Here is a 22,743-nt window from a genome sequence, read left to right as displayed (position 1 = left end):
CTATCAACGTCCAATGGTTAGCGCAAGGGCTAACCATTAGCGGATGTCGATGCGGAGTTCGATACTGGACAGCATGCTTCCGGTTCTCGACCTCACACACGCGGACTCCGACCCGGTGCGCTTTCGCGCCGATCTGCTCGCCGCCGCCCACGAATCCGGGTTCTTCTACCTGACCGGCCACGGGGTGTCCGGATCCCGAATCGCAGAGGTGTTGCGCCTGGCACGGGAGTTCTTCGCCCTGGACGACGGCGCCAAGGACGAGATCTCGCAACTGAAAAGTCCGCAGTTCCGTGGATACTCGCGTCTCGGTGGAGAGCTCACCAACGGACGAACCGACTGGCGCGAACAGATCGACATCGGCCCCGAACGTGCCCTCGTCGACGGGGCAGAGGGCTACTGGCACTTGCAGGGTCCGAACCTCTGGCCGTCGGCGCTGCCGAAACTGCGTCCCGCGTTCGAAGCATGGGAACAGGAACTGTCCGACGTAGGCCTGCGGCTGCTACGACAATGGGCAACGGCCCTCGGTGCCGAACCCGGCGTGTTCGACGACGCGTTCGCACACAACCCGGCAACCCTGATCAAGGTGGTGCGGTACCCCGGAAGCTCCGAGAATCCGCAGGGAGTGGGTGCGCACAAGGATTCGGGAGTGTTGACGTTGCTGCTCGTCGAGCCGGACTCCCGAGGCCTACAGGTGGAGCTCTCGCCGGACAAGTGGATCGATGTTCCGCCCGTCCAGGACGCGTTCATCGTCAACATCGGAGAGCTCCTCGAAGTGGCAACGCAGGGATATCTGCGTGCCACCCGCCACCGCGTCGTCGCGCCCAGCGAGGGCACCGACCGAGTATCCATTCCGTTCTTCCTCAATCCAGCCCTCGACGCCGTGATTCCCATTGTCGAACTCCCGGACGAACTCGCCGCTCGAAGCCGGGGCGTCGAGGACGATCCCACCAACCCCATCTTCGCGACCTACGGCGAGAACGCATGGAAGTCGCGAACACGAGCCCACCCGGATGTCGCCGAGATCCACCACGGCATCACGGCGACCGGTCCGGGCTCGGCGTACTGAGGGTCAGTCCTCGATCTTCTCTCGCCCTCCGGTGATATCGGCGCGGTCGGCAGCAACCCGACCATGTTGCCAGCCACTGTGATTGGAAAAGCTGGTCTTCCTCGACTTCAGCTTCGGGAACATCTCGTCGAACAGCGCCGTGACGGCTCGGTCGCGTTCGGCGAAGACCGGGACCAGGGCGGTGCCGTAGTGTTCGCCGGCCTCGGTGCGAGCTCGGAGGAATGCCTCGGTGATGCGCTCCTCGACTCGCTGGGCATAGGCGAACAGGAACGACCGGCGAAAACCTCTGCCGCGCTTGCTCGGATCCACACCCACCGCGTCCAGTTCCATCGACGACTGCACCAACAACGACGTGTAGAGCAACTCGCACAAGTCGATATCGACGGGCATGCCTACCGCGGCGACGAGCTGAAAACTCCGGTAGTGAACGGTTCTGACGCCGTTGGGACGAGCGACGGAGGAGAACAACCGCATCTTCGCATCGACGTAAGGGTTGTCGACGGTGAATCTTCTGACGGCGACACGGGTGTCGATGGGGTCGGACGACCGCGCGTCGACCATCGCGGTATCGATCGCGTAGCGCGTCATCAGTTCCTGCGCCTTGGCGGAGAACGATTCTCGTTCTCCCGAGAACGACGACGATTCCGCCTTGGCCAACAATCCGCGGATCTTGTTGAGCACTTTCTCGTCCGACCTGACGCGATCGGATGGCGACTTCTCACCCCAACGAGACGGCGGTGGCCCGGTCATTTCCATGATGGGCAACCTGCGGACGGTGGCATTCAGGTGCAGGAAAGTGGTCCAGAATTCGTGCGGCGTGACTCGGCGGTTGGTGCGGAGGCCGGCGAGCTCCGCACCCGGATCGACACCGAGCGTGCGCAATTGCCCGATCCACTCCTGGGGAGCACGCGAGAACGCATGACTGCGCCGTGCGTGCTCGCCGAGAAGAACCACCAGCATCGGTGCGGCTGCCTTGTCCGCGCCCTGGCCGATGACGTGCACGAGTTCTGCAGGCATCCACCCACGCTCGAACGCCGTCTCCAGCAGCGACGCGGAGAACACCGAGCTCTCGATGCACAACCGGGCCGCCGAAAGCCGATTCTCGATGTCCATGAGCCGACCGACGAAGGCGTGCAGTGCCGTCTCGTCCGTCAGCAGACTCGACGCCAGATCGATTCCGGCGGTCATCAGAGTGTGAATGTCGATATCGATGTTGCTGTGCCCGAGCCACCACTGCGGGGCGCGAGTCAGATCCGAAGTGCCCATGAATGTTCCCCTCGTCGAACGAGTCGTCGACGCCAGTGAGGGGCTGGCAACGCTGTCGACGAAAGTTCTATCAGGGCACTACGACATCGAATCCACTCACGTGCGACGGAGTCGCCACTGTCGGCGGGGTGGGGTTGCGACGCCGAGATCGGGGAGCAGTCCGTTGTTGAAGTCCTCGACCAGGTTCAGAACGGTCCCTTGCGCGCAGGACTTGTTGGTTCCGATGAATCCCGACGGTCCGCGCTTGATCCAGCCGGTCACGTAGGTTCCGGGAACGACCTCACCATCGGGGGAGTCGAGCACACGGCCGTCGTCGTTGGGGATGATTCCGCGACGGTCGTCGAAGGGCACACCGGGAAGCGCGACGCCTCGGTAGCCGATCGAGGTGAGCACGAGTCCGGCGTCGACGGTTTCCTTCTCGCCCGTCGCTACGCTGCGCACGCCTCCGTTTTCGTCCGTCTCGAGCGTCATCCGATCGAATTCGACTCCGGTGACCGAGGTTTCGCCGAGGATGCGGGTAGGGGAGAGCAGGTAGCGCAGCACGATGCGCCTGTTGTCGCCGCCGGGGGTGTCCTCGACGCGACGCAGCAACTGCAGCTTCTGCGCGACGGCGTGGGGAAGGTCGTCGGCGTCGGCCAGCGCGGCCGTGGTGGCATCGAGTTGGATCTCGTCGTGGTGCAGCGAGATGTCGATGCCCGGGGTCGAGAGGAGGCCGGCGAACTCGGGAACGGTGAACGCCGACTGAGCGACACCGCGTCGGCCCACGACGAGCACTTCCTCGATCTTGGACTCGCGCAGGGTCTTGACCACGTGATCCGGCACGTTGGTGCCTACGAGTCGCTCGGGATCGATGGTGAGAATGCGCGCGACGTCGAGAGCGACGTTGCCGTTGCCGACGATGACGGCGCGCTTGTGCGACAGGTCGTACCGGCGGTGCGAGTGGTCCGGGTGCCCGTTGTACCAGGCGACGAAGTCGGTAGCGGACGTCCGTCCCGGGAGGTTCGCGCCGTCGATCGTCAACTCGCGGTCGCGTGAGGCGCCCACGGCGTAGATCACCGCGTGGTGAGTCTCGAGCAGCTGGTCGTGGGTGATGTCCTTGCCGATCTCGGTATCGAGGTGGAACTCGAAACCGGACTGCGCGGCAATCTGGTCGAACAGACGCGACACCTGACGGGTCTTCTCGTGATCGGGTGCCACGCCGAGGCGAGCGAGACCGTGGGGCTGGGGGAGTCTGTCGTACACGTCGACCTTCACGCCGGGCTGCGTCAGCAACTCGTCTGCCGCGTACATGGCCGACGGGCCGGAGCCGACGATCGCCACACGGAGCGGCTCGCGTTCCTTGGTGACTGCTGGTGCAGGCGATACCGGGGCGAGGATCGGACGCGGCGGCCGTTCCTGCTTGTAGAAGTCGGAGTTGATCGTGAGGAACGGAAGCTGACTCTCGGTGAGCTTCGACTTGGGAACGATCGCGTCGACGGGGCACGCCGACACGCACGCCCCGCAGTCGACGCACGACGCCGGGTCGATGTGCAGCATCTCTGCCGTCAGGAAATCAGGCTCGTCGGGTGTCGGGTGAATGCAGTTGACGGGGCATGCGTAGACGCACGATGCGTCGCTGCAACACGATTGGGTGACAACGTGGGGCATGAGTATTCCTGACGGCAGGCGCTGCTGTGGAGAGAACTGGCGCTGTGAAGGACGGGGAGAATCAGGCGGCGAACTGGCTGGAGCTACGGTCCGGCTCGCTGCGGAAACGCGAGGCCTTGCCGTCGATTCCGCACAGCTTCCACATGAGCTTGGCCGGGCGGCTCATCATCTTGGTGTCCTTGGCGAGCATGCGCACGTCACCGAAGTAGTCCTGCAGCGTGTGCTGGGCTTCCTCGCTCTCCCAGAACAGGTCCTTCTTGACCGACGCCGGGATGTCGAACTTCTTCCAGAACCGCTTCGGGGGAATGACGATCGCGTCGCACAGCACCCGCATGACGATCGGGAAAGCGAGCGACAGGAAGAAGCGACCCACCTTGGACATCTTGGGTACGCGACGACGCAGCAGCTGGTGCGCGAAGGAGATGTGGCGTGCTTCCTCGGCAACGTGAATGGCCATGACGCCCTGCATGATCGGGTGGATTTCCTCGCCCGACCGCAGCACGCTCTTCTGGATGTGGTCGATCGGCTCCTCGCCTGCGAGGACGCCGACGAAGAACAGTTCGGGGGCGATCGACGCGAACAACGGGATGATCGGCGACAGCATCTTCATCGGCCGACTCATGCCGGGTGCGTCGTTGTCGACCCGGTTGACCATTTCCTGGAACATCAGCGTGTGGTTGCACTCTTCGATCGACTCGTGAGTGCAGTACCGCGCCTCGGCCGAACCGTTGGGCAGGGAGAAGACGTACTGCATCATCCCGCGAATGAGGATGTTCTCGAACTGCAGTCCGACCTTGGCCACGTTGGCTTGGCGCCACATGCCGATCGCGATCTTCTTGTCCTCCGGCAGAGCCTGGTACCAGGCGTGCCCACCGATCGGATCGGTCTTGGTCGGGAGAATCCACCGGCGATCGTTCTCGGTCACCGCGAACTCGGGGGACTCCCAGTCGATGTCCACGTACGGGTCGAAATGCTTGTGCACCGAGCCCTCGGACAGAAGGCGCAGAGTCTCGTTGTACTTCTCGGTCTCTGCGTCCGGGTCGATCGAGATCGTGCCGTCTTCTGACGTCAGTGTCATCGCTTCCTCCTACATGGTGCGAACGTGTTTTTAATGTAACTCGTAGTATCAGCAAAATCCAGTTTACTAGCGAGTAACTTTCAAGAACGGGTTCGACCTGCAGTTATTCGGTCGACGGCCACGCCGATATCCACGGAATCTGTGTGTGACAGCGTGCTCGAACTTGTCGCAGTGGCGATTTTGTGGAGGATCAGGCCGTCCAGGTAGTGGCACAGCGCGCGGGCGCACGACGCCGTGTCCTCGGTCGAGATGTGGATCAGAACGCTCTCTGCCCACTCGACGATCCGGGCGCGGATCGCGCCGAGCCTTGTCGCCAACTCGGGATCCGCGGCCGCTGCGGCGAAGAGTGCGAATCGCGCGGTCGTATGCGTTCGCCGCGGGCCGATCGCGTCGTCCACGAATGCGACCAGCGCTGCCGTCAGTTCCCCGCGAGACCGAGGTCGGGGTGTGGCGGACGCGTTCTCCCACGCCTCCCGGTCGAGTTCTTCGAGATGTTCGAGCACGCCTGCGATCAAGGCGGACCGAGTGCGGAAGTAGTTCGAGGTGGTCCCCGCCGGCACGCCTGCGCGAGCGTCGACCTTGCGATGCGTGAGGCCGTGGAGCCCGTGTTCGCCTACCTGTACGAGAGCTGCTGCGGCGGTGTGTCGACGCTGGGTGGTCATGGCTCACTATAAAAGTAGTGCCATGGCACTACGATCGTAGTAGTGTCCGGAAGATGAAGTCAGCGGTGATCGTCGGGGGTGGAATTGCAGGACTCGCCGCCGCGCCGATTCTGGTCGGTGCGGGGTGGGATGTCCGTGTGCTCGAGAAGTCGGACGAGGTGTCCGCGGGTGGTACGGCTCTGGGGATGTGGCCGGAAGCGCTGCGGGCCCTGGATGCAGTCGGGGTCGGCGACGCTGTTCGATCCGCGTCGGTCGAAGTGACCGGCGCGCGATTTCTACGCCCTGACGGTTCGTGCATCGCTCGTCTGGGCGCGAAGCATTCAGCTCGTCTCGTTCCTCGACCGGATCTGCTGGAAGCGTTGGCTGCGGCGAGTCCGACAGGTGTCGTGGAGTTCGGCCGCCGGGTCGAGGCGTTGTCCGACGTGTCCGAGTGCGACGTGATCATCGCCGCCGACGGGATCAACAGCGCCATCCGGTCGGAAGTCTTCGGGCCCGAGGGGGCGCCGATTCCGTTGGGCGCTGTTGCGTGGCGGGGGACCGTCGACGGCCCATGTGTGTCCATGACGGAGACGTGGGGCCGAGGCAAGCTGTTCGGAACGACGCCCCACGACAGCCGTCGCACGAATTGGTTCGCGTCTGTGAGGCGAACGGAGCTGGGCGAGGGTGAGTCGATGGCGGAGCATTTCGCGTCGTGGCACGGCGGTGTGTCCGACGTGGTTGCGCGAATCGATTAGCAGCGCAGCGATTTCCGTGAGCTCGCGATGATCCCGTCGATGAAGTCGTGGGTGCGTGGGAATGTCGCGCTCGTCGGTGACGCCGCGCACGCAATGGCGCCCAATCTGGGCCGTGGTGCGTGTGAGTCCCTGCTGGATGCGGTCGCTCTGGCCTCTTCCCTCGTCGAGGAGGAGACGGTCGCCGGCGCTCTGCGTAGGTACGACGCTGCTCGACGCCGCCGGGCGTACCGGATCTCGCGCGCGTCGTCGTTGGCTGGTTCCTGCGCAACCGCTCGTCGGTGGACGAGAGCGCGGGACCTGCTGGCGGGTGGTCTCGCGAGGATCGGGTGAGCTGTTGCAGTTTAGCTCAAATATGCGCTAATCTAAGCGCACAAACGAGCTAAGGAGATTCGGCAGTGACATCGAATACCGGTCGAAGCGATCGCGCAGCCGGAGTGCTACTCGGTACGGCAACGGGGGATGCCCTCGGTGCCGGCTACGAGTTCACCCATCCAGCACCGGGCACAGTCGTCGACATGATCGGCGGCGGCCCGTTCGACTGGGCACCAGGGGAGTGGACCGACGACACATCCATGGCTGTTGCAGTGGCCCTCGCAGCCCGCGATGCAAAACCAGGAGAGGGCGCCGGACTCGATGCCGTGGCCACCAATTTCGTCGCCTGGTACGACACCGATCCGGCCGACATCGGACATCAGACGCGGTCGGTACTCGGGTACCGAAGCGAATCCGCCGCGGACATGACACGTCGGGCGGGAGCTCTCACCGGCCGCACGGGAGGAAACGGTTCGCTGATGCGCACGGCCCCCGTCGCGCTCGCCTACCTGAACGACACCACCGACGACCTGATGAACGCAGCCCGATCGATCAGTGAACTCACGCATTCCGATCCGCAGGCAGGCGAGGCGTGCCAGCTCTGGACGTTCGCGATCGCACACGCCGTCCGGCACGGAAACTTCGACGGCGTGCGCGGATGGCTGGACGTCGCCGGACGCGCGGCCGACTTCTGGGCACCACTGCTCGAGGAGGCCGAGAACGGGAACCCGACGGACTTCCCGAACAACGGGTGGGTCGTCCACGCGCTGCAGACGGCATGGTGGGCAGTAACGAAAGCCGAGCAGGCAGGACCGGAACACCTGGCGAGCACGCTCGAGCTCTGTGTTCTCGCGGGCGGTGACACCGACACCACTGCGGCGATCGCCGGAGGACTCGTCGGAGCCCGTTGGGGTGCATCGGCTGTTCCGGAGAAGTGGCAGATGATGCTGCACGGGTACCCGAACCTGACCGGCAGGGATCTCCTCACGCTTGCCGCCGACATAACAGGAGAGATCTGACATGGCCATCATCGACGTCGTTCGCGGCGACATCACCACGCTACGGGTCGACGCGATCGTCAACGCGGCCAATTCGACGCTTCTGGGAGGAGGGGGTGTCGACGGCGCGATCCACCGAGCAGGAGGGCCCGACATTCTCGCCGCGTGCAAGGAGCTGCGCCGCACGAGCCTGCCCGACGGCTTGGCCACGGGCGCTGCCGTCGCGACCACCGGAGGCCGATTGCCGGCTCGGTGGGTGATTCACACTGTCGGACCACGGTATTCGGCACACGAGGATCGATCGGGGATCCTGCGATCGGCATACGTGCGTAGTTTGGCCGTCGCAGATTCGCTCGGCGCGTCGACGGTGGCGTTTCCGCTCGTGTCGGGCGGGTCGTACGGATGGCCGGTGGACGATGCAGTGGCGCAGCAGGTCGCCGCCGTCACGGGCGCTCGTACGTCCGTGGACGTGGTGACGCTCGTCGCCTTCAGCGACAGCATTGCGCGAACGACGACGCGTCTGCTGGGCTGATTCAGCGGACAGGCCGCATCCTGCGGCTAGGACCGCAACAGCGCGGACGCCGTTTCCGGCAGGACCGCGCCGACCTTCCGTCGATACAGTTCTGCCGGACGGCCACCCGCGGCGACGGACGTCGCACCGGTCCCGTCGAGGGCCGGTGACACGTGGCGTCTGAACGTGTCCTTCGGGAATCGATTCCCGAACACCACCTCGTACAACTGCTTCAGCTCGAGCAGCGTGAACTCCTCACCGAGCAGAAGCGACGGATCGATGTTCGACGCATACCGCCGGCGCAGGTCCTCGACGGCGAGAACGACCATGTCGCTGTGGTCGAACGCCAACGGCTGTGATGGCCGATCATCCTCGATGCGAACCACTTTCACACCGATGGGTAGCGAGCCGTACGGAACTGCAGCGCCGTGCGCCATCGACAGGACCCAACCGCGGTCGTCGCGGTCGGGGGCGTCGAACATGCCGATCTGGTGAAACTGCAGTGCCGTGATACCGGCCTTCGATTGCAGCACTCGATGCGCTGCATCGGACAGGCGTTCACCGGGATGAAGGAAGGTACCGGGCAGTGCAAGGCCACGAGGTGAGTCGACGGTGACCACGAACAAGGCGGACTCGTGCACGGTCAGCACTGCGACGTCGACGGCTACCGACGGACGTGGGTAATCCGTCAGTGTCGTGCCCGCGCCCTCGGTCATTCGTCGATTTTAGCGCACCCACTGCTGTTAGCGCGCTGGTGAGTTATCCACTCGGACATCGAACAACGAGGGCTGGTCGAACTGGAGGAACAGCTGGGTCTGTTCGCCGCGGGGAACCGGCGCAGGTGCAGGCCGGGCGGCGCGCTTCAGGCTCGCAGCGACGTCCTCCCAGGCTGCCGCGAATTTGTCGCACAGGACCGCGGCTCGGAGACGGCGTTCGTCGCCCAGCCGGTGGGCGTGCCCACGAAAGCGCTCGGCCGACCACAGTGCGCGCTCGGTGAGTTCGGCCAGGTCCTGGCGACGGCACAACGCATCGACAGTCGCCGCGTCCACGGGACCGCCCGTCAGCTCGCACGCGGCCCGCAGAGTGCCGAGCGTTCCACTGTCGTCGGACCACGTGACCTGTGCAAGAGCATCGGGATGTGTGTGGTCCGGATCGAACACAGTGCCGCCCAGCTCGGACGCGAACCCGGTGTCGATGCGGTCCGCGAACAGACCGAGCGAATAGATGGCGGCAGTGAGGTGCCGAGGGACGAAGGTGCGCGTCGTGACGTCGACACCTGCGAACAACTGCCCACCCGCAACGACGAAGTTGATCTCCTTCCATCGTGTGCCGAGCCAGGCCATCTTGCGTGACAGGGCAGTGGAGTGCCGAATACCGGTCACGAGAGGAGCGTGCAGTCGGACGGCCGTGGCGTCCGGACCGAGACACACGTGGACCGGTAATGCGAATCCACCGATTGCTATGTCGCCGTTGTCTTCCTGTGAGATGTCGATACCGGCTGCGCGAAGGGTGTCGATCATGAGAGCGCGAAGATGATCGATGTCCAGCGGTACCAGTGCGGTGGAATCGGTGCGGCGAGGATCGGCGGCGGTGCGAAACTGGCGTCCGCTGCCGCCCTCCGCGTCTGCGGACAGGAACGCCGGGTGGGTGACGTGCCAGACGGACCGGAACGCAGTGACGATTCGCTCCGCGAGATCAGCCGCGTCGGTGCGGTTGCACTGCAGGGAGCAGCTTTTCACTCCGAAGACGTCTCGTTCACCCGGCGTGGCCCACCCCAGTTCGCGGAGCTTCTCGTCGTCGCCCACCGGCGGCTCGATCCCGTGGTAGAGGTAGCTTCCTAGCGCAGCGTCCGACACAATCTCTCCATCCGGACCCGAGGACACTCGGATCCACGGCGAGTCCCCGTCTGTCCGGTCCACCCCAGACTCCGCACTCAACGTCAGTTCCTCACCGTCGGGCATCTCCGCGACGAACGCGGCGAGATCCGCCTGGTAGGTGCGCCACGCACCCTCGATGAAGTCGATGAGATCGAAGTTTCTGTCGTTCACTGCGCACCCCTTGCCACTGACGTCATTGCTTGCGCGGCAGCCGAATCGGCCTGCGACAAGAACTGTATCGGTGGGGTCCGACAAGCTCGGCGAGCTCAGTTCTCGCAGCCGACGCCGTCGCCGTCACGATCGAGTTTGGAGCTGTAGCCGGGATCGCCTGCGTAGATCGGTGCGGCACCGGCAGCCCGAACCGCGGCGCAGTTGGCGTAGGAGACGTACGACGGAACCGCCGCTGCCGCGGGGGCCGGTGGCACGTACGCCGGCTCGGGCTCGGCGATGTAGACCGGTGCGGGCTCGGGAACGTACGGCACGGTAGTGGTGGGCGGAGGCGCATAGACGGTGACGGTCTCGGGAGCCGGCGCGAGGGTGGTCGTCGGTGCGGTGGTAGTCGGCGCGACCGTTGCCTTGGAAGTGGTCGTCGTCGGTCGTGTGGTCGTCGGGCGGGTCGTCGTCGGGGACACCTCGGCGATAGCCGGTGCAGCGAACGCCGCCGGGGCGGGTACGTCCTCGGAGTGTGCTGTGGGAGCAACGATGCCGACGGCGACGAGCGCGGGAATGGCTGCCAAGGCAGGAGTTGCCCAGACGACTCGGCCATGGGAGGGCTTGACGATCAAGTACAGCGCACCAGCCGCGGCGACACACAGTCCGAACACGATGCCGGGGAGCGAGAAGTCCGCGATGGACGCGAGGAGGACCAGCGCGCCGAGTACTGCGGCGCACCACGCGATGATCCGGCCGATCAACGGTCGGGGTCGCTCGGGTCGTTCAGCACCGGGGAAGACGTAGGGCTGGGAGAAAGGATCGGTCATGGGGGGAGTCCTCGAGTGATGGAGAAGTGGCGCGTGAGCACCGTGACCAGTCGAGACGGCCGATCGATCATGTCGGGGGATCGCTTTGTCGTACGACGGTGGGGCTCGAAGCGAGAATCCGGCTGCCGCGGACTGTTTCACGGGGCCGTGTGCTGTATTCCGAGCACCATGTCGTACGTACCGCGTAGTTCGTTACAGGTCGTCCGGATCCTGATCTCCGAACGGTTCCGCCAGCGACACACCCGCAAGAACGGCAGGTCGCAGTGCCTCGGGAACCGTCAATGCGTCGTCGGCGGAGACCAGTACGGTTTGCTCCTGCAAGGCGCGGATCCGGTAGTCGATCAACTGCGCCGTCCGCAGGTCCTCGCCTTCGAGGCCCTCGTAGTCCTCGTCCGCGTTGTCGAGGGGCAGGTCCTCGGTCATAGCCGCGAGCAAGGTCTGGATGGCAAAGGTGTTCGACAGGGACATCGAGACGTCGGTCTCGCTCATGCTGAGTTGGTGGCGGATGTGCTGGGTGAGGACGTCTCGAAGCACGTCGACGGATCGCGAGGAGAAACTGTCCACCGCCGAGCCCGGCACGACTCGGGTGCCGTCCGTCTCCAGAATGTCGGTGGCGAAGGCGACTGCCCAGTGGTCGAGGGCCGTGATGTTCTCGGGCTGCGGTTCGTGGTCCGAGTGGTCGTGCTCGCCTTCCTCGGACAGCGCCGTCGACAGTTCGGGAATGTCGTTCACCGAGGCGCCGGATCCCACCCGGTCGACCAAGGCTGCGACACCGGCCACGACGGGAAGTGCGGCCAGCGCTGCCGACTCGTCGGCCGGCGCGACGAGCGGCAACTCGATGTCGTCCGGGGCGAGGACGTCCGGATCGTTGTCGATGAAGTCGGTGAGGTCTTCCATGCAGTGCGCGAAGTCCTCGTCGCTACCGGTCCATGCGTCGGTCTCGTCGAGGAAGGTGAGGAATTCGAGCAGCGTCACGACGATGTTCGTTGCTGCGGCAGCACCGTTGTCCGGATCGGAGTCCTCGATCCGCTCGACGGCGTCGACGATGAAGTGGGCGTCGTTCGGAGTCCAGGAGGTCACGACGAATCCCGGGTTGGCCCGGTCGACCTGACCCAGCGTCGTCTTCACCAGGCTGACCACGCGGTCGGCGTGCTCACCCATGTCGCGATCGGTGAGCCAGGAGTGGAAATGTTCCAGCAGGGCATGGGAGATCGTGGATGTGCGGGCAGCGGAGCCTGCGGATTGTTGCCGTCGGGCACGCGCCTTCGTTTTCGCTGCGCGCTTCTGCCCCCGGCTTGCCGGTCCTTTGGATCCCATGAGCGCCTAGTTTAATGGCTGCGACGGCGCGCTCGGCGCACCGCCGCAGCCATTGTCACTAGGACGACAGCTGCGGCTGGCGGTCCGTCGGCGGCGTGACGTCGTCGTCGCTGAACGGGTCGCCGTTACGCGGGCTGTTGTACCGGGCTTCGTCGAGGATGCCCTCGCGCTTGGCGACGATCGCCGGGACGAGCGCCTGTCCGGTCACGTTGACGGCCGTGCGGCCCATGTCGACGATCGGCTCGACCGCCAGCAGCAATCCGACGCCGGCGAGTGGCAATCCGAGCGTCGACAGTGTCAGAGTCAACATCACCGTCGCACCGGTGGTTCCCGCGGTCGCGGCGGATCCGATGACGGAGACCACGACGATCAACAGGTAATCGGTGAACGTGAGGGAGACGCCGTAGAACTGGGCGACGAAGATGGCGGCGATGGCGGGATAGATTGCCGCGCAACCGTCCATCTTGGTGGTGGCGCCCAGCGGTACTGCGAAGGATGCGTACTCACGCGGCACACCGAGATTGCGTTCGGTGACGCGCTCGGTGAGGGGCAGCGTGCCGATCGACGAGCGCGAGACGAAGCCCAGCTGCGTGGCGGGCCACACGCCGGAGAAGAACTGGCGAACCGAAAGTCCGTGCGCACGAACGATGACGGGGTACACGACGAAGAAGACGATGGCCAGGCCGACGTAGATGGCGACGGTGAACACGCCGAGGGAACCGATCGCATCCCACCCGTAGGTCGCGACCGCGTTCGCGATGAGTGCGGCCGTGCCGATTGGGGCGAGCCGGATGATCCACCACAACACCTTCTGCACGATCGCGAGCAACGATGCGTTGAAGTTCAGGAACGGCTCCGCTTTCTCGCCGATCTTCAACGCCGCGATGCCGATGGCGACTGCGATCACGAGAAGCTGGAGAATGTTGAAGCTCAGCGAAGTGGTTGCTGTGCTGGCGATTCCGTCACCGGCAGCTTCGGTGGTGACCGATGTCTTCGACCCGAGCGCGAAGAAGTTGTTCGGTACCAGCCCGGTCAGAAACGACCACCAGGAACCGACACTGCTCGGGTCCTTCGCGGACGTCGCTTCGACGCCGGTGCGTGAACCCGGTTGAGCGACCAGACCGATGACGATTCCGATGATCACGGCGATGAACGCGGTGATCGCGAACCACAACAAAGTCTGGACCGCCAACCGGGCAGCGTTGGCTACCTGGCGAAGATTCGCGATCGAGGACACGATGGCGGTGAACACCAGCGGCACGACTGCGACGGTGAGCAGCTTGACGTAACTCGACCCGATGGTGGCGACGGTGCCGACCAGCCAGTTCTCGTTACCGTCGGCCGCGTCGGGCATCGATCGTGCGATGAGACCGAGAACGACGCCGAGGATCAACCCGGCGACGATCTGAGGCCCGAAGGATTTTGCCCACGTGGGTATGCGGGACGCGCGCGTAGTACTGGGCGCAGACATGAAGATGCCTTTCGACAGGAAAAGAGGTGAGGGCGGAGAAGCCCTTCGAATCAGAGAATGCGACGCCGAGACGACTCGGTCACAGACAGAGAGAGCTCGCTTGTAGGCGCAGGTCGACGTAGCGTCGACTGGTCAGGAGCGGCATCACTTACTGGAGATTACTCCCAGTTGATTCGACCTCGAACCTGCGCCCAGGTTCAGTAGTCGAACCGGAACCCGCCGATGAGGGTGATGGTGTTGCCGTCGGGGTCGAGAACCGTCGACAACCGAACGCCTTTGTTCGCGTCGACGACGTCACCGGCGTCGATACCTCGGGATGCGAGTTCCGCGCGGTGAGCGTCGAGATCGTCGATCCCGAAATTCAGCAGACCGGTGCCTGCGCGTACGTCGTCGACGGTGACCTGCACCCACCCGACATCGGTCACCTTCCATTCGACGAGGGTCGGCATCGGGTTGTTGGTGGCAGGCGCCCCGAAGAACGACGAGTACCACGTTTCGGCTGCGTCGATGTCCGTCACCGGTACGACGGCGAGTACGTGTTCGATGGCCATGAGGTGTCCGTTCGTCAGGAGAACTGTGCTTCGTACACCTATGAAGACCCGCGCCGGCGTGCGAAGTCATCGATCTCAGGCGAAGGTGCCTTTCAGATAGCCGACGACCGCCGCGGTATCGGGAGATCCCCGGTGGCCCAGGTACCCGTCGGGCCGCACGACGAACACCTCGGGACCGGCAATCGAATACGCGTCGCGAAACTGCCCCTGCGCGTCGACGATCACCGGCAACGTCGAGTCGACCCGCTCGGCGACCACCAGGTAGGCGTCGAGCAGGCCGTGTGCCGCAGAGACGGCGTCAGCTGCCAGTTCCTCGTACTCCGCCACCCAGCCCCCCGAGCCCCCCGAGACGTCCGACCACAGCAGCAGCGTGTGCGACACCCCGGCGAACAGATCGAACAACCGGAAGGAGAACGCGACGATGTCCCGACGCAACTCCCGAGCATCCGGAGCGCGTTCTCCCGGTTGCACCGCGGTCGACGCGTCGTCGACTGCCGACACGAGAGGACCCGGCGGGTAGGAGATCAACAACTGCGCTTGCCGACGCATCGCCGTCTCGAAGGAGTTCTCACCGGCGCCGATGCCCTCGCGGGCGCTGCGGACGGTCATCCCGACGACGTCCTCACCGACAGGCCTGCGCTCCGCGTCGTAGGTGTCCGTCAGGCCGTCCGCGGCGATGCCCCGCACCGAGAGGGCTACCTTCCACGCCAGATTGTGCGCGTCCTGAATGCCGGTGTTCATGCCCTGAGCGCCGGTCGGAGGATGAATGTGCGCAGCGTCCCCGGCGACGAAGACGCGTCCCCTGCCGTACGCGTCGACGATGCGGTGGCTGATCTTGAACACGGAAGACCACCGCAGATTCCGTGCCGTCGTCGGTTCGGGCGACAACCGGTCCAACACCGCCTGGATGTGGTGGAGTTCGGGCGCCGGCCCACCGGTGAAGCCGTGCACGATGCCGTCGCCGGCACTGGGCGCGGCCGTGAGCTCCTCCGGCACGAACATCGACATCCGGTAACGACCGTGGCCGGGAAGTGGGATCGCCACCAGCAGATCGTCGACGGTTCCGTCCTCGGTCCGGTGTGAGCTCCTGACCCCGTATCCCGGTGGTAGCGACCAGTCGACCTCGATGTCGCCCAGCATGTAGCCCTCCGCGAAGGCCCCACCCTCGAACGTCAGTCCCAGCTGCTTGCGCACCGCGCTGTGGGCCCCGTCGCAGCCGATCAAGTACTGCACGTCCGCCGTCGATCCGTCGGTCAGGGTCGCAGCGACGCGCTGCTCGTCCTGCTCGAACGACGCCAGCCCGACGCCCCGCTCGACCACAGTCCCCAGCCCGGCGAGATGCTCGGCGAGAATGCGTTCGGTTTCGTACTGGGGGAGTCCGGCGAACCAGTACGGAACATCCGGCGGCAACGTCAGCTCGATTCGGCCGACCTCGACACCTCCGTCGAACGCGATCTGACCCCGCATCGGCACCGAAGCATCGAGGATCGCACCGGAAACGCCCATGTTCTCGAACACCTCCAGCGTGCGCGGCTGAATACCAACGGCTTTCGCGTACTGCGGCGGAGTCGACGCGGAATCGACGATGCGGCAGTCGATACCTCGCCTACGCAGCTCTATCGCCGCGGTCAGCCCGATGGGTCCCGCTCCGGCAATCAGCACATCTGCACTCACGTGTACGCCACCTCCGTCGCATGATCGAACGAGGACGAGTATGGGCCGCAGCGACATGCTGCGGCCCATACTCGGATCGATCTCATGCTTGGCGGATGACTGCGACGATCATCCCTTCAGCTCGCGGGTGATTCGGTGGTAGATCCCGCCGGACGTCAAGCCACCGTCGACGACTATCTCGGTCCCGGTGATGTAGCGAGCGGCGTCGGACAACAGGAATGCGACGGACTCGGCGATCTCCTCCGAGTCGGCGACACGACCTGCTGGAACGGACTTCAGGCTGGTGTCGACGAACTCCGAAGAGCCCGAGTGCAGCAGTGGGGTGTCGACAAGGCCGGGATGGATCGAATTGACGCGGACATCGTGCTCGGCGAATTCGAGTGCACCGACCTTCGACAGACCACGTACTCCCCACTTGCTGGCGCCGTATCCGGCCGCGAAGTAGCCGAGCATGCCGGCGATGGACGAGACGTTGACGATGGACCCACCTCCTCGCACGAGCAAGGACGCGCAGAACTTCATGCCGTAGAACACCGAACTCAGATTGATGTCCATGACGCGGTGCCAATCTTCGACGGTCGTCTCGACGATCCCCGCTCGGTGGCTGACGCCTGCATTGTTGACGAGTCCGTCCAAGCCGCCGTCCACGTCTTCGATGCGTTCCACGAGTTGCTGCCAGGAGTCCGGCGACGTCACATCGAGAGCGTGAAACTCTGCGAGGCCACCGTCGGCGACGATCTCTCCCGCCACCTGTTGGGCCGAGGTGGACGAGATGTCGGTGACCCACACCTTCGCGCCGCGCTGCGCGAGCAACTGCGATTCGACTTTGCCCATACCGCTGCCCGCGCCGGTCACGAGAACGACTTTTCCTTGAAAACTCATGTCTGCGTTCCCTATCCGGTCTTCAGCTCGGTGCCCTTGGTCTCGGCGACGAAGAAGACCGTGACGAACGTGAGGATGGCGCAGAACACGAAGTAACCGGCCGGAGCCAGTGCGTTGCCGGTCATCGAGATCAGCCACGTCGCGATGAACGGCGCGGTACCACCGAGGAGCATGTTGGTGGTGTTGTTTCCGAGTGCGAGACCGCTGTAGCGCACCGATGTCTTGAGCATCTCGACGTAGGTGACGTACGAAGCGCCGTTGACCACCGAGACCGCGATGAACAGGACGGACTGGCCGACGACGGCCTGCCACAAACTGCCGCCCGCCATCATCATGAACATCGGCACGCCGAGGACGATGGATGCGAAGCTGCCGCCGAACAGCACCGGCTTGCGACCGTACTTGTCGGCCATGAAGCCCGCGATCGGAAGGGTGATGACGCCCAGGACCAGGGCCAGGGAGGTGGAGAGGAATGCTGCCTGGGCAGTCTGGCCGCCTTCGGTCCTGAGGTACGTCGCCGCGTAGACCGAAGCGATGTAGTAGCCGCCGGTGATGAGTGCGCCGAGAAAAATGATCTTGACGACGCTTCCGCGGGAGGTGCTCAGGAGCTCCGAGATGGGCAGCTTCTTGGTCTCGCCCTTGTCCTCGAGCTCCTTGAACTCCGGTGTGTCGTCGAGCTTGCTACGGATCCAGATGCCGACTCCGCCGATGACGAGGCTGAGCAGGAATGGGATTCGCCACGCCCACGACAGGACCTGGTCCTCGGTGAAGACGGTGTTCAGCGCCAGTGCGCACAGTGACGCCAACAACGAACCGATGTAGGTGCCGGTGTTGACCATCGAGGTCTGAGTCGCACGCCACCGAGTCGGTGCGGATTCCGAGACGAAGGCGTTCGCTCCGCCGAGTTCGCCGCCTGCGGCGAATCCTTGAAGGCATCGACACAGCACCAGGACCGAGGTCGCCCACACTCCGAGGGTGACGTACGTCGGCAGCAGTCCGATTCCGGCTGTCGCGATGACCATCAGCAGGATGGTCCAGGACAGCGCGTTCTTCCGTCCGTACTTGTCACCGATGTGTCCGAAGAAGATTCCACCGGGAACGCGAAGGAAGAAGGCAACAGCGAATGCCGCGAAGGTTCCGAGCAACGCGGCGGTGGGATCTTCCGATACGAAGAACAGGGCTGCAATGGTCGTGGCCATGTAGCCGTAGATGCCGAAATCGTAGTACTCGACGACGGTTCCGACGACGGCGGCGCGTATCACCGTCAAGGGGGATTGCTTCACCGTGGTCGACTCATCGGCCTCGCGGCCGGGCTCGGAGTGCACGGCGCTCTCGTTGGTAGTCATCATTGTTCCTCAGTGGTCAAGGGTAGGGGAGTGGAGAGGTCAGATCGCCAGCGCCTCGGCGCTCGCTGTTGCGTGCGCGGCGTTTCGGCCGGCGATGCGACCCATCGTCAACGCGTTGGCTACTGCGTTACCGCCGCCCACGTAGCGCAGGCCGAGAACACCGGCACCTGCCTCACCGGCGGCATAGAGTCCGGGAATCGGAACGCCGTCGGTGTTCAGTACGGCCGAGTTCCGGTCGATCTGCAGTCCTGCGTGTGTGCAGACCAGTTCCGCGGGGAGGATCCGTGCTGCGTAGAACGGGCCCTGGTCGACCGGGTCGGGATTCTCGGTGCTCCCCTTGTTCGACAACGTCCGATGACGCAGGAAGTCGGGGTCCTCGCCGCGCGGCAGGTTCGCATTCCATCGCGCGACGGTAGCGTTCAAGGCCGTCACGGGGACCTGCATCAGGTCGGCAAGCTGATCGAGGGTGTCGGCCCGCAGGGTGCGGCCGGCGTCGGCCTCCTCGGTGACACGATCGGCTGCCCAATCCGCATACCCCACAGGCAGATTCACCCGTGCGTTCTCGTCGAAGACGATCCACGCCGAACCGCCCTGGTGATCGATGATGCCGGTAGAGACGGCGTAGGAAGCGTCCTCGTCCATGAATCGTCGTCCTGCGGCGTTGACGTAGATGCGTGACTTCGGCGGGAATCCGGACTGCCAGTGGTGGTACCGCTGGAAGTAGACAGTGGGAAGCATCAGGCCCCATCCGTCACCGGCGATCGACGCGTCCACCGCCTCGGCGAAGCGAAGATGGTCACCGCGACTGCCTTCGGCGGCAACGACGAACAGCGAGTCGCCTGCCTTGTTCGCGACGGGATAGTGGCGATCGACGAACGTCGGGTCCTGAGCGAAGCCTCCCGACGCGACGACGACAGCGCCTGCACTGAGCTCGACGTCGTCGGCGACGACACCGACGACGCGTCCGTTCTCGGAGAGCAGGGACTGAACGCGGGTATCGAGGACGACGTCGATGCCGTGCTTACGGCGAGCGGCGTCGAGAACCTGCACCAGTCCGTATCCCTGATCCTTCGGTACGTGTCCGCGCCATACGTCTTCGACTCCCGCCTGACTCAGCCCCGGCTGATGAGCGTTGCCGGAGACCCTGACGGGAATCTCGACACCGAGCTCGATGAGCCATTCGAGTGTCGGTCCGGCGTTCTCGCAGAACGCGCGAACGAGTCCGGGCTCCAGCATCCACTGGTTCAGGTCCATGTAGTGCTGGAAGTACTTCTCGGCGCTGTCCTCGATGCCGAGACCGCGCTGGACGGACGTCCCCGCCGCAGTGAACAGGCCGGCGGACAGAGCCGTCGAACCGCCGAGTTCCTTCAACGCCTCGAACAGAATCACCGACGCGCCGTTCTCGGCTGCGGTTACAGCTGCCGCGAGTCCTGCACCGCCACCACCGATCACCACGACGTCGTAATCGTTGTCAGACATGGCGCGAGCCACCGTCGACGGCGATGCTGTGCCCGGTCACGTAGCGTGCGCTGTCCGACAACAGGAACAGGAGTGGACCGAAGACCTCCTCGGGTGCGCCGAGGCGGTGCAGCGGTACGGCGTCGAGCGCCTTTGCGAGGGCTTCGGGGTCTTCTTGGACCCAACGGGTCATCTCGGTGTCGATGTAGCCGGGTGCGATGGAGTTGACGCGAATGCCGATGTCGCCGAATTCCACAGCGAGGGACTCCGTCAGATGTGCGACGGCCGCCTTCGAGGTGCAGTAGGCGCCACGGCCCTTGCGGACACGCAGTGCGGACACCGAGGACATGTTGACGATGGCGCCGCCCTCGCTCACGTGCCTGCCTGCTGCCTGAGAACCGAACAGGACTCCCTCTACGTTGACGCTCAGCGTCGCATTGATCTGCTCCGGCGTGATGTCGGCAGCAAGGGCGAACGGGAAGATGCCCGCGTTGTTGATCCAGAAGTCGATTCGGCCGAACTCTGAAAGAGCGGTCTGCGCCAGGGCTTCGTGATCGTCGGCGACGGTGACGTCGATGCGCGCGCCGACGACCTTTCCGGGCTGGGCGACGAGCTTGTCGGTGGCCAGCTGGCGGTTCAGCTGCTCGGCTGTTTCCTTCATCTGCGCGTCGTTGATGTCGGCGCCTATGACGTTCACACCGCGAGCCGCAAGACCTTTGGCGAACACCGAGCCCATTCCGCGCGCGGCACCGGTGATGACGGCGACCTTGCCCGCGAGTTCCGGGTAGACCGCGGTCATCGTGCGGTCTACGACGCGTCCAGGATTGGTGGTGGTCATGAAATCTCTCCTTGCGAAAAAGTCTCTCGATCGGGCTGACCGGAGCAGAGCTTGCGGTGGCCCGGGAGGTGTGCGATAATCGCACGCAGTGTGCGATACATATCGAACTGTAGGTGGTCCACCTCACAAACGTCAACAGGGGCGACAAGTGACTCATGGTTTCTCGGGTAAAGATGCTGTTCAGCTCGATTCGGGCATGTCGAAAACCCTTCATCACGGCCTGGTGGTTCTGGAGCTTCTGGCCGAGTATCCGAACGGACTGTCCATAACCGAGATCGCCGAAGGCATCGGCGTGCATCGCACTGTCGCGCACCGACTGGTGCGGACCCTGGAGGCGCATCACCTGTGCCGTCGGGACGACTTCAAACGAATTGCACTCGGGGCAGGACTCGTAGCGCTTGCCGAGCCCGTCGAGCAAGATCTCCGAACCGTGGCGCGTCCGGTGTTGGAGGAGCTCGCTGATCAGCTGGGTGCGACGGTGCATCTCGTCGTACGCGAGAACGACCACGAGGTGCGAGCTTTGATGGTCGTCGAACCCCGCGGCGCGAAGGTACACGTCGCCTTTCGCGGCGGACAGGTGGATCCTATCGACCGCGGATCCGCCGGACTTGCAATGCTCGCCGCTCTGCCCGAGGTGGAAGGCGAGCGCGCAGAAGTGACCCGGGCCCGCGCCGTCGGCTATGCGGTCACCCAGGGTGAGGTCATTCCGTCTGTAGGTGGTGTGTCAGCGGTGATTCCAGGCCGCCGCGGTGATGCGCTGGCAAGTCTCGGCGCGTCCGTCTTCGAGATCGACGACGAAAAGCGCCTCGGCGCAGCGGTGGTCGCCGCGGCGGCACAATTGGGTCGGCTGTTGCGTTAGTCGTTCTTTGCCGGGACGATGCGGCCGCGGACGTCGCCGAAACCGATGCGGGTGCCGTTCGGTCCTGGTGCGTTGGCAGCGATGACTACCTCATCGCCGTCTTCGAGGAAAGTTCGAGTCTCGTCGCCCAGTATCGCGGGTTCCGCTCCGCCCCAAGTCAGTTCGATGAACGCCCCGCGCTGGTGCTTCTCCGGCCCGGAGATCGTTCCCGACGCGAACAGATCACCGGTGCGCGAGGTGGCTCCGTTGATGGTCTGGTGAGCGAGCATCTGAGCGGGTGACCAGTACATCTCGCGGTACGGCGGGTACGAGACGTCGTGGCCGTTCCAGGAGACGGTCAGGTCGATATCGAGTGCCCAGGACTGAGTTTCACGCAGATATTCGAGGGGTTGCGGCTCTTGGATCGGGGTGATGGTTCGCGCTGACTCGAGGGCGAGCAGCGGCACTACCCACGGCGAGATCGACGTCGCGAAGCTCTTGCCGAGATTGGGGCCGAGGGGCACGTATTCCCAGGCTTGGATGTCGCGGGCCGACCAGTCGTTGACGACTACGGCACCGAAAACGTGTTCTGCGAATCGGTCCGGTGTGATCGGGTCGTTCGACGGGATTCCGACGACGAAGCCCATCTCTGCCTCGATGTCGAGTCGAGTGCTCGGCCCGAAGGACGGCATCGCCTGATCGGGCGCCTTGCGTTGACCGTTCGGTCGCGCGATGTCCGTTCCGGAGACGACGACGGTACCTGAGCGACCGTGGTATCCGACCGGAAGGTGTTTCCAGTTGGGCAGCAACGGTTCTGCGTCGGGACGAAACAGACGACCGAGATTGGTGGCGTGATGTTCCGAGGCGTAGAAGTCCACGTAATCGGCCACGTCGAACGGCATGTGCATCGTGACGGTGTCGAGCGGGTGAATTGCGTCGGTTGGGACGGAGTCTGTCGTGACGGCCTCGGTGAGCGTGGTGCGGACCTCGATCCAGCGCGCGCGGCCCTGAGCCATGAAGGGGTTGAGAGACGCGTGGTCGAACACGTCGTCGTGCAAAGCTTGCACGAGGTCGACGACGTTGTTGCCGAGCCGGACTCCGACGCGCTTGTCGGTCGTACCGGTCGAAAAGATGCCGTACGGGAGGTTGTCGATCCCGAACTCGGAATTGAAAGGGACGTCGATATGTGTCACGTGGGGCTCCTTCGGAGCTGTGAGCAGAAATGTGCACCCTGGTG

The 22,743-nt window shown here is 64.5% G+C and carries 22 protein-coding genes; 6 read left to right on the top strand and 16 right to left on the bottom strand.

The genetic code is table 11. The features are described 5' to 3' along the window. Positions 1–73: 73 nt before the first annotated feature. On the top strand, positions 74–1,066 hold the full coding sequence (locus tag CH290_RS16105; RefSeq protein WP_020113003.1) for an isopenicillin N synthase family dioxygenase: 993 nt from the start codon (positions 74–76) through the stop codon (positions 1,064–1,066). Positions 1,067–1,069: 3 nt separating this feature from the next. On the opposite strand, the gene CH290_RS16100 is transcribed toward CH290_RS16105, so the two are convergent. From CH290_RS16100 to CH290_RS16085, 4 genes are all read right to left on the bottom strand, one after another. After that, complete coding sequence (locus tag CH290_RS16100; RefSeq protein WP_033187826.1) at positions 1,070–2,332, bottom strand: DUF2786 domain-containing protein; 1,263 nt, start codon at positions 2,330–2,332, stop codon at positions 1,070–1,072. Positions 2,333–2,428: 96 nt separating this feature from the next. Further along, positions 2,429–3,979, bottom strand: a complete 1,551-nt coding sequence (locus CH290_RS16095) for an FAD-dependent oxidoreductase (protein WP_176460152.1) — start codon at positions 3,977–3,979, stop codon at positions 2,429–2,431. A 61-nt stretch (positions 3,980–4,040) separates the two neighbouring features. Then, complete coding sequence (locus CH290_RS16090; RefSeq protein ID WP_020113006.1) at positions 4,041–5,057, bottom strand: AurF N-oxygenase family protein; 1,017 nt, start codon at positions 5,055–5,057, stop codon at positions 4,041–4,043. Between the two features lie 80 nt (positions 5,058–5,137). Next, a complete protein-coding gene (locus CH290_RS16085) occupies positions 5,138–5,719 on the bottom strand; it encodes a TetR/AcrR family transcriptional regulator (RefSeq protein ID WP_019666695.1) in 582 nt (193 codons plus the stop codon). Positions 5,720–5,772: 53 nt separating this feature from the next. Here CH290_RS16085 and CH290_RS16080 point away from each other — a divergent pair, with 53 nt between their 5' ends. From CH290_RS16080 to CH290_RS16070, 4 genes are all read left to right on the top strand, one after another. After that, entirely contained in the window at positions 5,773–6,453 is a 681-nt protein-coding gene (locus CH290_RS16080) for an FAD-dependent monooxygenase (RefSeq protein WP_230620822.1), read from the top strand. Positions 6,454–6,492: 39 nt separating this feature from the next. Then, positions 6,493–6,783: an FAD-dependent monooxygenase gene (locus CH290_RS30740; RefSeq protein WP_230620821.1), complete on the top strand. Its 291-nt coding sequence runs from the start codon at positions 6,493–6,495 to the stop codon at positions 6,781–6,783. A 65-nt stretch (positions 6,784–6,848) separates the two neighbouring features. Further along, positions 6,849–7,784, top strand: coding sequence for an ADP-ribosylglycohydrolase family protein (locus CH290_RS16075; protein ID WP_033187824.1), 936 nt, complete (start codon positions 6,849–6,851; stop codon positions 7,782–7,784). 1 nt (position 7,785) lies between these two features. Next, positions 7,786–8,295, top strand: a complete 510-nt coding sequence (locus CH290_RS16070) for an O-acetyl-ADP-ribose deacetylase (RefSeq protein WP_033187823.1) — start codon at positions 7,786–7,788, stop codon at positions 8,293–8,295. 26 nt (positions 8,296–8,321) lie between these two features. On the opposite strand, the gene CH290_RS16065 is transcribed toward CH290_RS16070, so the two are convergent. The 11 genes from CH290_RS16065 to CH290_RS16015 form a co-directional block, all read right to left on the bottom strand. Continuing rightward, on the bottom strand, positions 8,322–8,990 hold the full coding sequence (locus CH290_RS16065; protein ID WP_019666691.1) for an NUDIX hydrolase: 669 nt from the start codon (positions 8,988–8,990) through the stop codon (positions 8,322–8,324). A gap of 27 nt (positions 8,991–9,017) precedes the next feature. Continuing rightward, the gene (locus tag CH290_RS16060) at positions 9,018–10,322 is read right to left on the bottom strand and encodes a T3SS (YopN, CesT) and YbjN peptide-binding chaperone 1 (RefSeq protein WP_033187822.1); all 1,305 of its coding nucleotides are present in this window, start codon (positions 10,320–10,322) and stop codon (positions 9,018–9,020) included. 95 nt (positions 10,323–10,417) lie between these two features. Next, positions 10,418–11,131, bottom strand: a complete 714-nt coding sequence (locus CH290_RS16055; protein ID WP_033187821.1) for an excalibur calcium-binding domain-containing protein — start codon at positions 11,129–11,131, stop codon at positions 10,418–10,420. 192 nt (positions 11,132–11,323) lie between these two features. Further along, positions 11,324–12,448, bottom strand: a complete 1,125-nt coding sequence (locus CH290_RS16050) for a hypothetical protein (protein WP_230595473.1) — start codon at positions 12,446–12,448, stop codon at positions 11,324–11,326. Positions 12,449–12,506: 58 nt separating this feature from the next. Next, positions 12,507–13,919: a dicarboxylate/amino acid:cation symporter gene (locus tag CH290_RS16045; protein ID WP_020113013.1), complete on the bottom strand. Its 1,413-nt coding sequence runs from the start codon at positions 13,917–13,919 to the stop codon at positions 12,507–12,509. 197 nt (positions 13,920–14,116) lie between these two features. Continuing rightward, positions 14,117–14,470, bottom strand: a complete 354-nt coding sequence (locus tag CH290_RS16040; RefSeq protein ID WP_033187820.1) for a VOC family protein — start codon at positions 14,468–14,470, stop codon at positions 14,117–14,119. Between the two features lie 75 nt (positions 14,471–14,545). Then, complete coding sequence (locus tag CH290_RS16035; RefSeq protein ID WP_495677199.1) at positions 14,546–16,201, bottom strand: FAD-dependent monooxygenase; 1,656 nt, start codon at positions 16,199–16,201, stop codon at positions 14,546–14,548. A 51-nt stretch (positions 16,202–16,252) separates the two neighbouring features. Further along, positions 16,253–17,026 carry an SDR family NAD(P)-dependent oxidoreductase gene (locus tag CH290_RS16030; RefSeq protein ID WP_033187819.1) on the bottom strand — a complete coding sequence of 258 codons (774 nt, stop codon included), beginning with the start codon at positions 17,024–17,026 and terminating at the stop codon, positions 16,253–16,255. Between the two features lie 11 nt (positions 17,027–17,037). After that, positions 17,038–18,372 (bottom strand): MFS transporter, encoded by a 1,335-nt coding sequence (locus CH290_RS16025; RefSeq protein WP_371828557.1) that lies wholly within the window; start codon positions 18,370–18,372, stop codon positions 17,038–17,040. 39 nt (positions 18,373–18,411) lie between these two features. Further along, a complete protein-coding gene (locus CH290_RS16020; protein ID WP_033187993.1) occupies positions 18,412–19,851 on the bottom strand; it encodes an FAD-dependent oxidoreductase in 1,440 nt (479 codons plus the stop codon). After that, positions 19,844–20,668 (bottom strand): SDR family NAD(P)-dependent oxidoreductase, encoded by an 825-nt coding sequence (locus CH290_RS16015; protein ID WP_033187817.1) that lies wholly within the window; start codon positions 20,666–20,668, stop codon positions 19,844–19,846. Before CH290_RS16015 ends, CH290_RS16020 begins: the two co-directional genes overlap by 8 nt. 196 nt (positions 20,669–20,864) lie before the next feature. Here CH290_RS16015 and CH290_RS16010 point away from each other — a divergent pair, with 196 nt between their 5' ends. Next, positions 20,865–21,527, top strand: coding sequence for an IclR family transcriptional regulator (locus CH290_RS16010; RefSeq protein ID WP_052060039.1), 663 nt, complete (start codon positions 20,865–20,867; stop codon positions 21,525–21,527). On the opposite strand, the gene fahA is transcribed toward CH290_RS16010, so the two are convergent. Beyond that, positions 21,524–22,699, bottom strand: coding sequence for a fumarylacetoacetase (gene fahA, locus CH290_RS16005; RefSeq protein WP_033187815.1), 1,176 nt, complete (start codon positions 22,697–22,699; stop codon positions 21,524–21,526). The genes CH290_RS16010 and fahA overlap by 4 nt on opposite strands. Positions 22,700–22,743: the final 44 nt, after the last annotated feature.

The organism is Rhodococcus sp. 06-156-4, assembly GCF_002259345.1.
Taxonomy (GTDB): domain Bacteria; phylum Actinomycetota; class Actinomycetes; order Mycobacteriales; family Mycobacteriaceae; genus Rhodococcoides; species Rhodococcoides fascians_E.
Note: the sequence above shows the minus strand (reverse complement) of the source record. Positions and strands in the feature narration are given on the sequence as shown.

What these genes read in the sequence shown, in the direction of transcription:
- CH290_RS16105 (WP_020113003.1), top strand. Translation starts at nt 74, where the DNA reads ATGCTTCCGGTTCTCGACCTCACACACGCGGACTCCGACCCGGTGCGC.
- CH290_RS16100 (WP_033187826.1), bottom strand. Translation starts at nt 2,332, where the DNA reads ATGGGCACTTCGGATCTGACTCGCGCCCCGCAGTGGTGGCTCGGGCAC.
- CH290_RS16095 (WP_176460152.1), bottom strand. Translation starts at nt 3,979, where the DNA reads ATGCCCCACGTTGTCACCCAATCGTGTTGCAGCGACGCATCGTGCGTC.
- CH290_RS16090 (WP_020113006.1), bottom strand. Translation starts at nt 5,057, where the DNA reads ATGACACTGACGTCAGAAGACGGCACGATCTCGATCGACCCGGACGCA.
- CH290_RS16085 (WP_019666695.1), bottom strand. Translation starts at nt 5,719, where the DNA reads ATGACCACCCAGCGTCGACACACCGCCGCAGCAGCTCTCGTACAGGTA.
- CH290_RS16080 (WP_230620822.1), top strand. Translation starts at nt 5,773, where the DNA reads ATGAAGTCAGCGGTGATCGTCGGGGGTGGAATTGCAGGACTCGCCGCC.
- CH290_RS30740 (WP_230620821.1), top strand. Translation starts at nt 6,493, where the DNA reads ATGAAGTCGTGGGTGCGTGGGAATGTCGCGCTCGTCGGTGACGCCGCG.
- CH290_RS16070 (WP_033187823.1), top strand. Translation starts at nt 7,786, where the DNA reads ATGGCCATCATCGACGTCGTTCGCGGCGACATCACCACGCTACGGGTC.
- CH290_RS16065 (WP_019666691.1), bottom strand. Translation starts at nt 8,990, where the DNA reads ATGACCGAGGGCGCGGGCACGACACTGACGGATTACCCACGTCCGTCG.
- CH290_RS16055 (WP_033187821.1), bottom strand. Translation starts at nt 11,131, where the DNA reads ATGACCGATCCTTTCTCCCAGCCCTACGTCTTCCCCGGTGCTGAACGA.
- CH290_RS16050 (WP_230595473.1), bottom strand. Translation starts at nt 12,448, where the DNA reads ATGGGATCCAAAGGACCGGCAAGCCGGGGGCAGAAGCGCGCAGCGAAA.
- CH290_RS16045 (WP_020113013.1), bottom strand. Translation starts at nt 13,919, where the DNA reads ATGTCTGCGCCCAGTACTACGCGCGCGTCCCGCATACCCACGTGGGCA.
- CH290_RS16040 (WP_033187820.1), bottom strand. Translation starts at nt 14,470, where the DNA reads ATGGCCATCGAACACGTACTCGCCGTCGTACCGGTGACGGACATCGAC.
- CH290_RS16035 (WP_495677199.1), bottom strand. Translation starts at nt 16,201, where the DNA reads ATGTCGCTGCGGCCCATACTCGTCCTCGTTCGATCATGCGACGGAGGT.
- CH290_RS16030 (WP_033187819.1), bottom strand. Translation starts at nt 17,026, where the DNA reads ATGAGTTTTCAAGGAAAAGTCGTTCTCGTGACCGGCGCGGGCAGCGGT.
- CH290_RS16025 (WP_371828557.1), bottom strand. Translation starts at nt 18,372, where the DNA reads ATGACTACCAACGAGAGCGCCGTGCACTCCGAGCCCGGCCGCGAGGCC.
- CH290_RS16020 (WP_033187993.1), bottom strand. Translation starts at nt 19,851, where the DNA reads ATGTCTGACAACGATTACGACGTCGTGGTGATCGGTGGTGGCGGTGCA.
- CH290_RS16015 (WP_033187817.1), bottom strand. Translation starts at nt 20,668, where the DNA reads ATGACCACCACCAATCCTGGACGCGTCGTAGACCGCACGATGACCGCG.
- CH290_RS16010 (WP_052060039.1), top strand. Translation starts at nt 20,865, where the DNA reads ATGTCGAAAACCCTTCATCACGGCCTGGTGGTTCTGGAGCTTCTGGCC.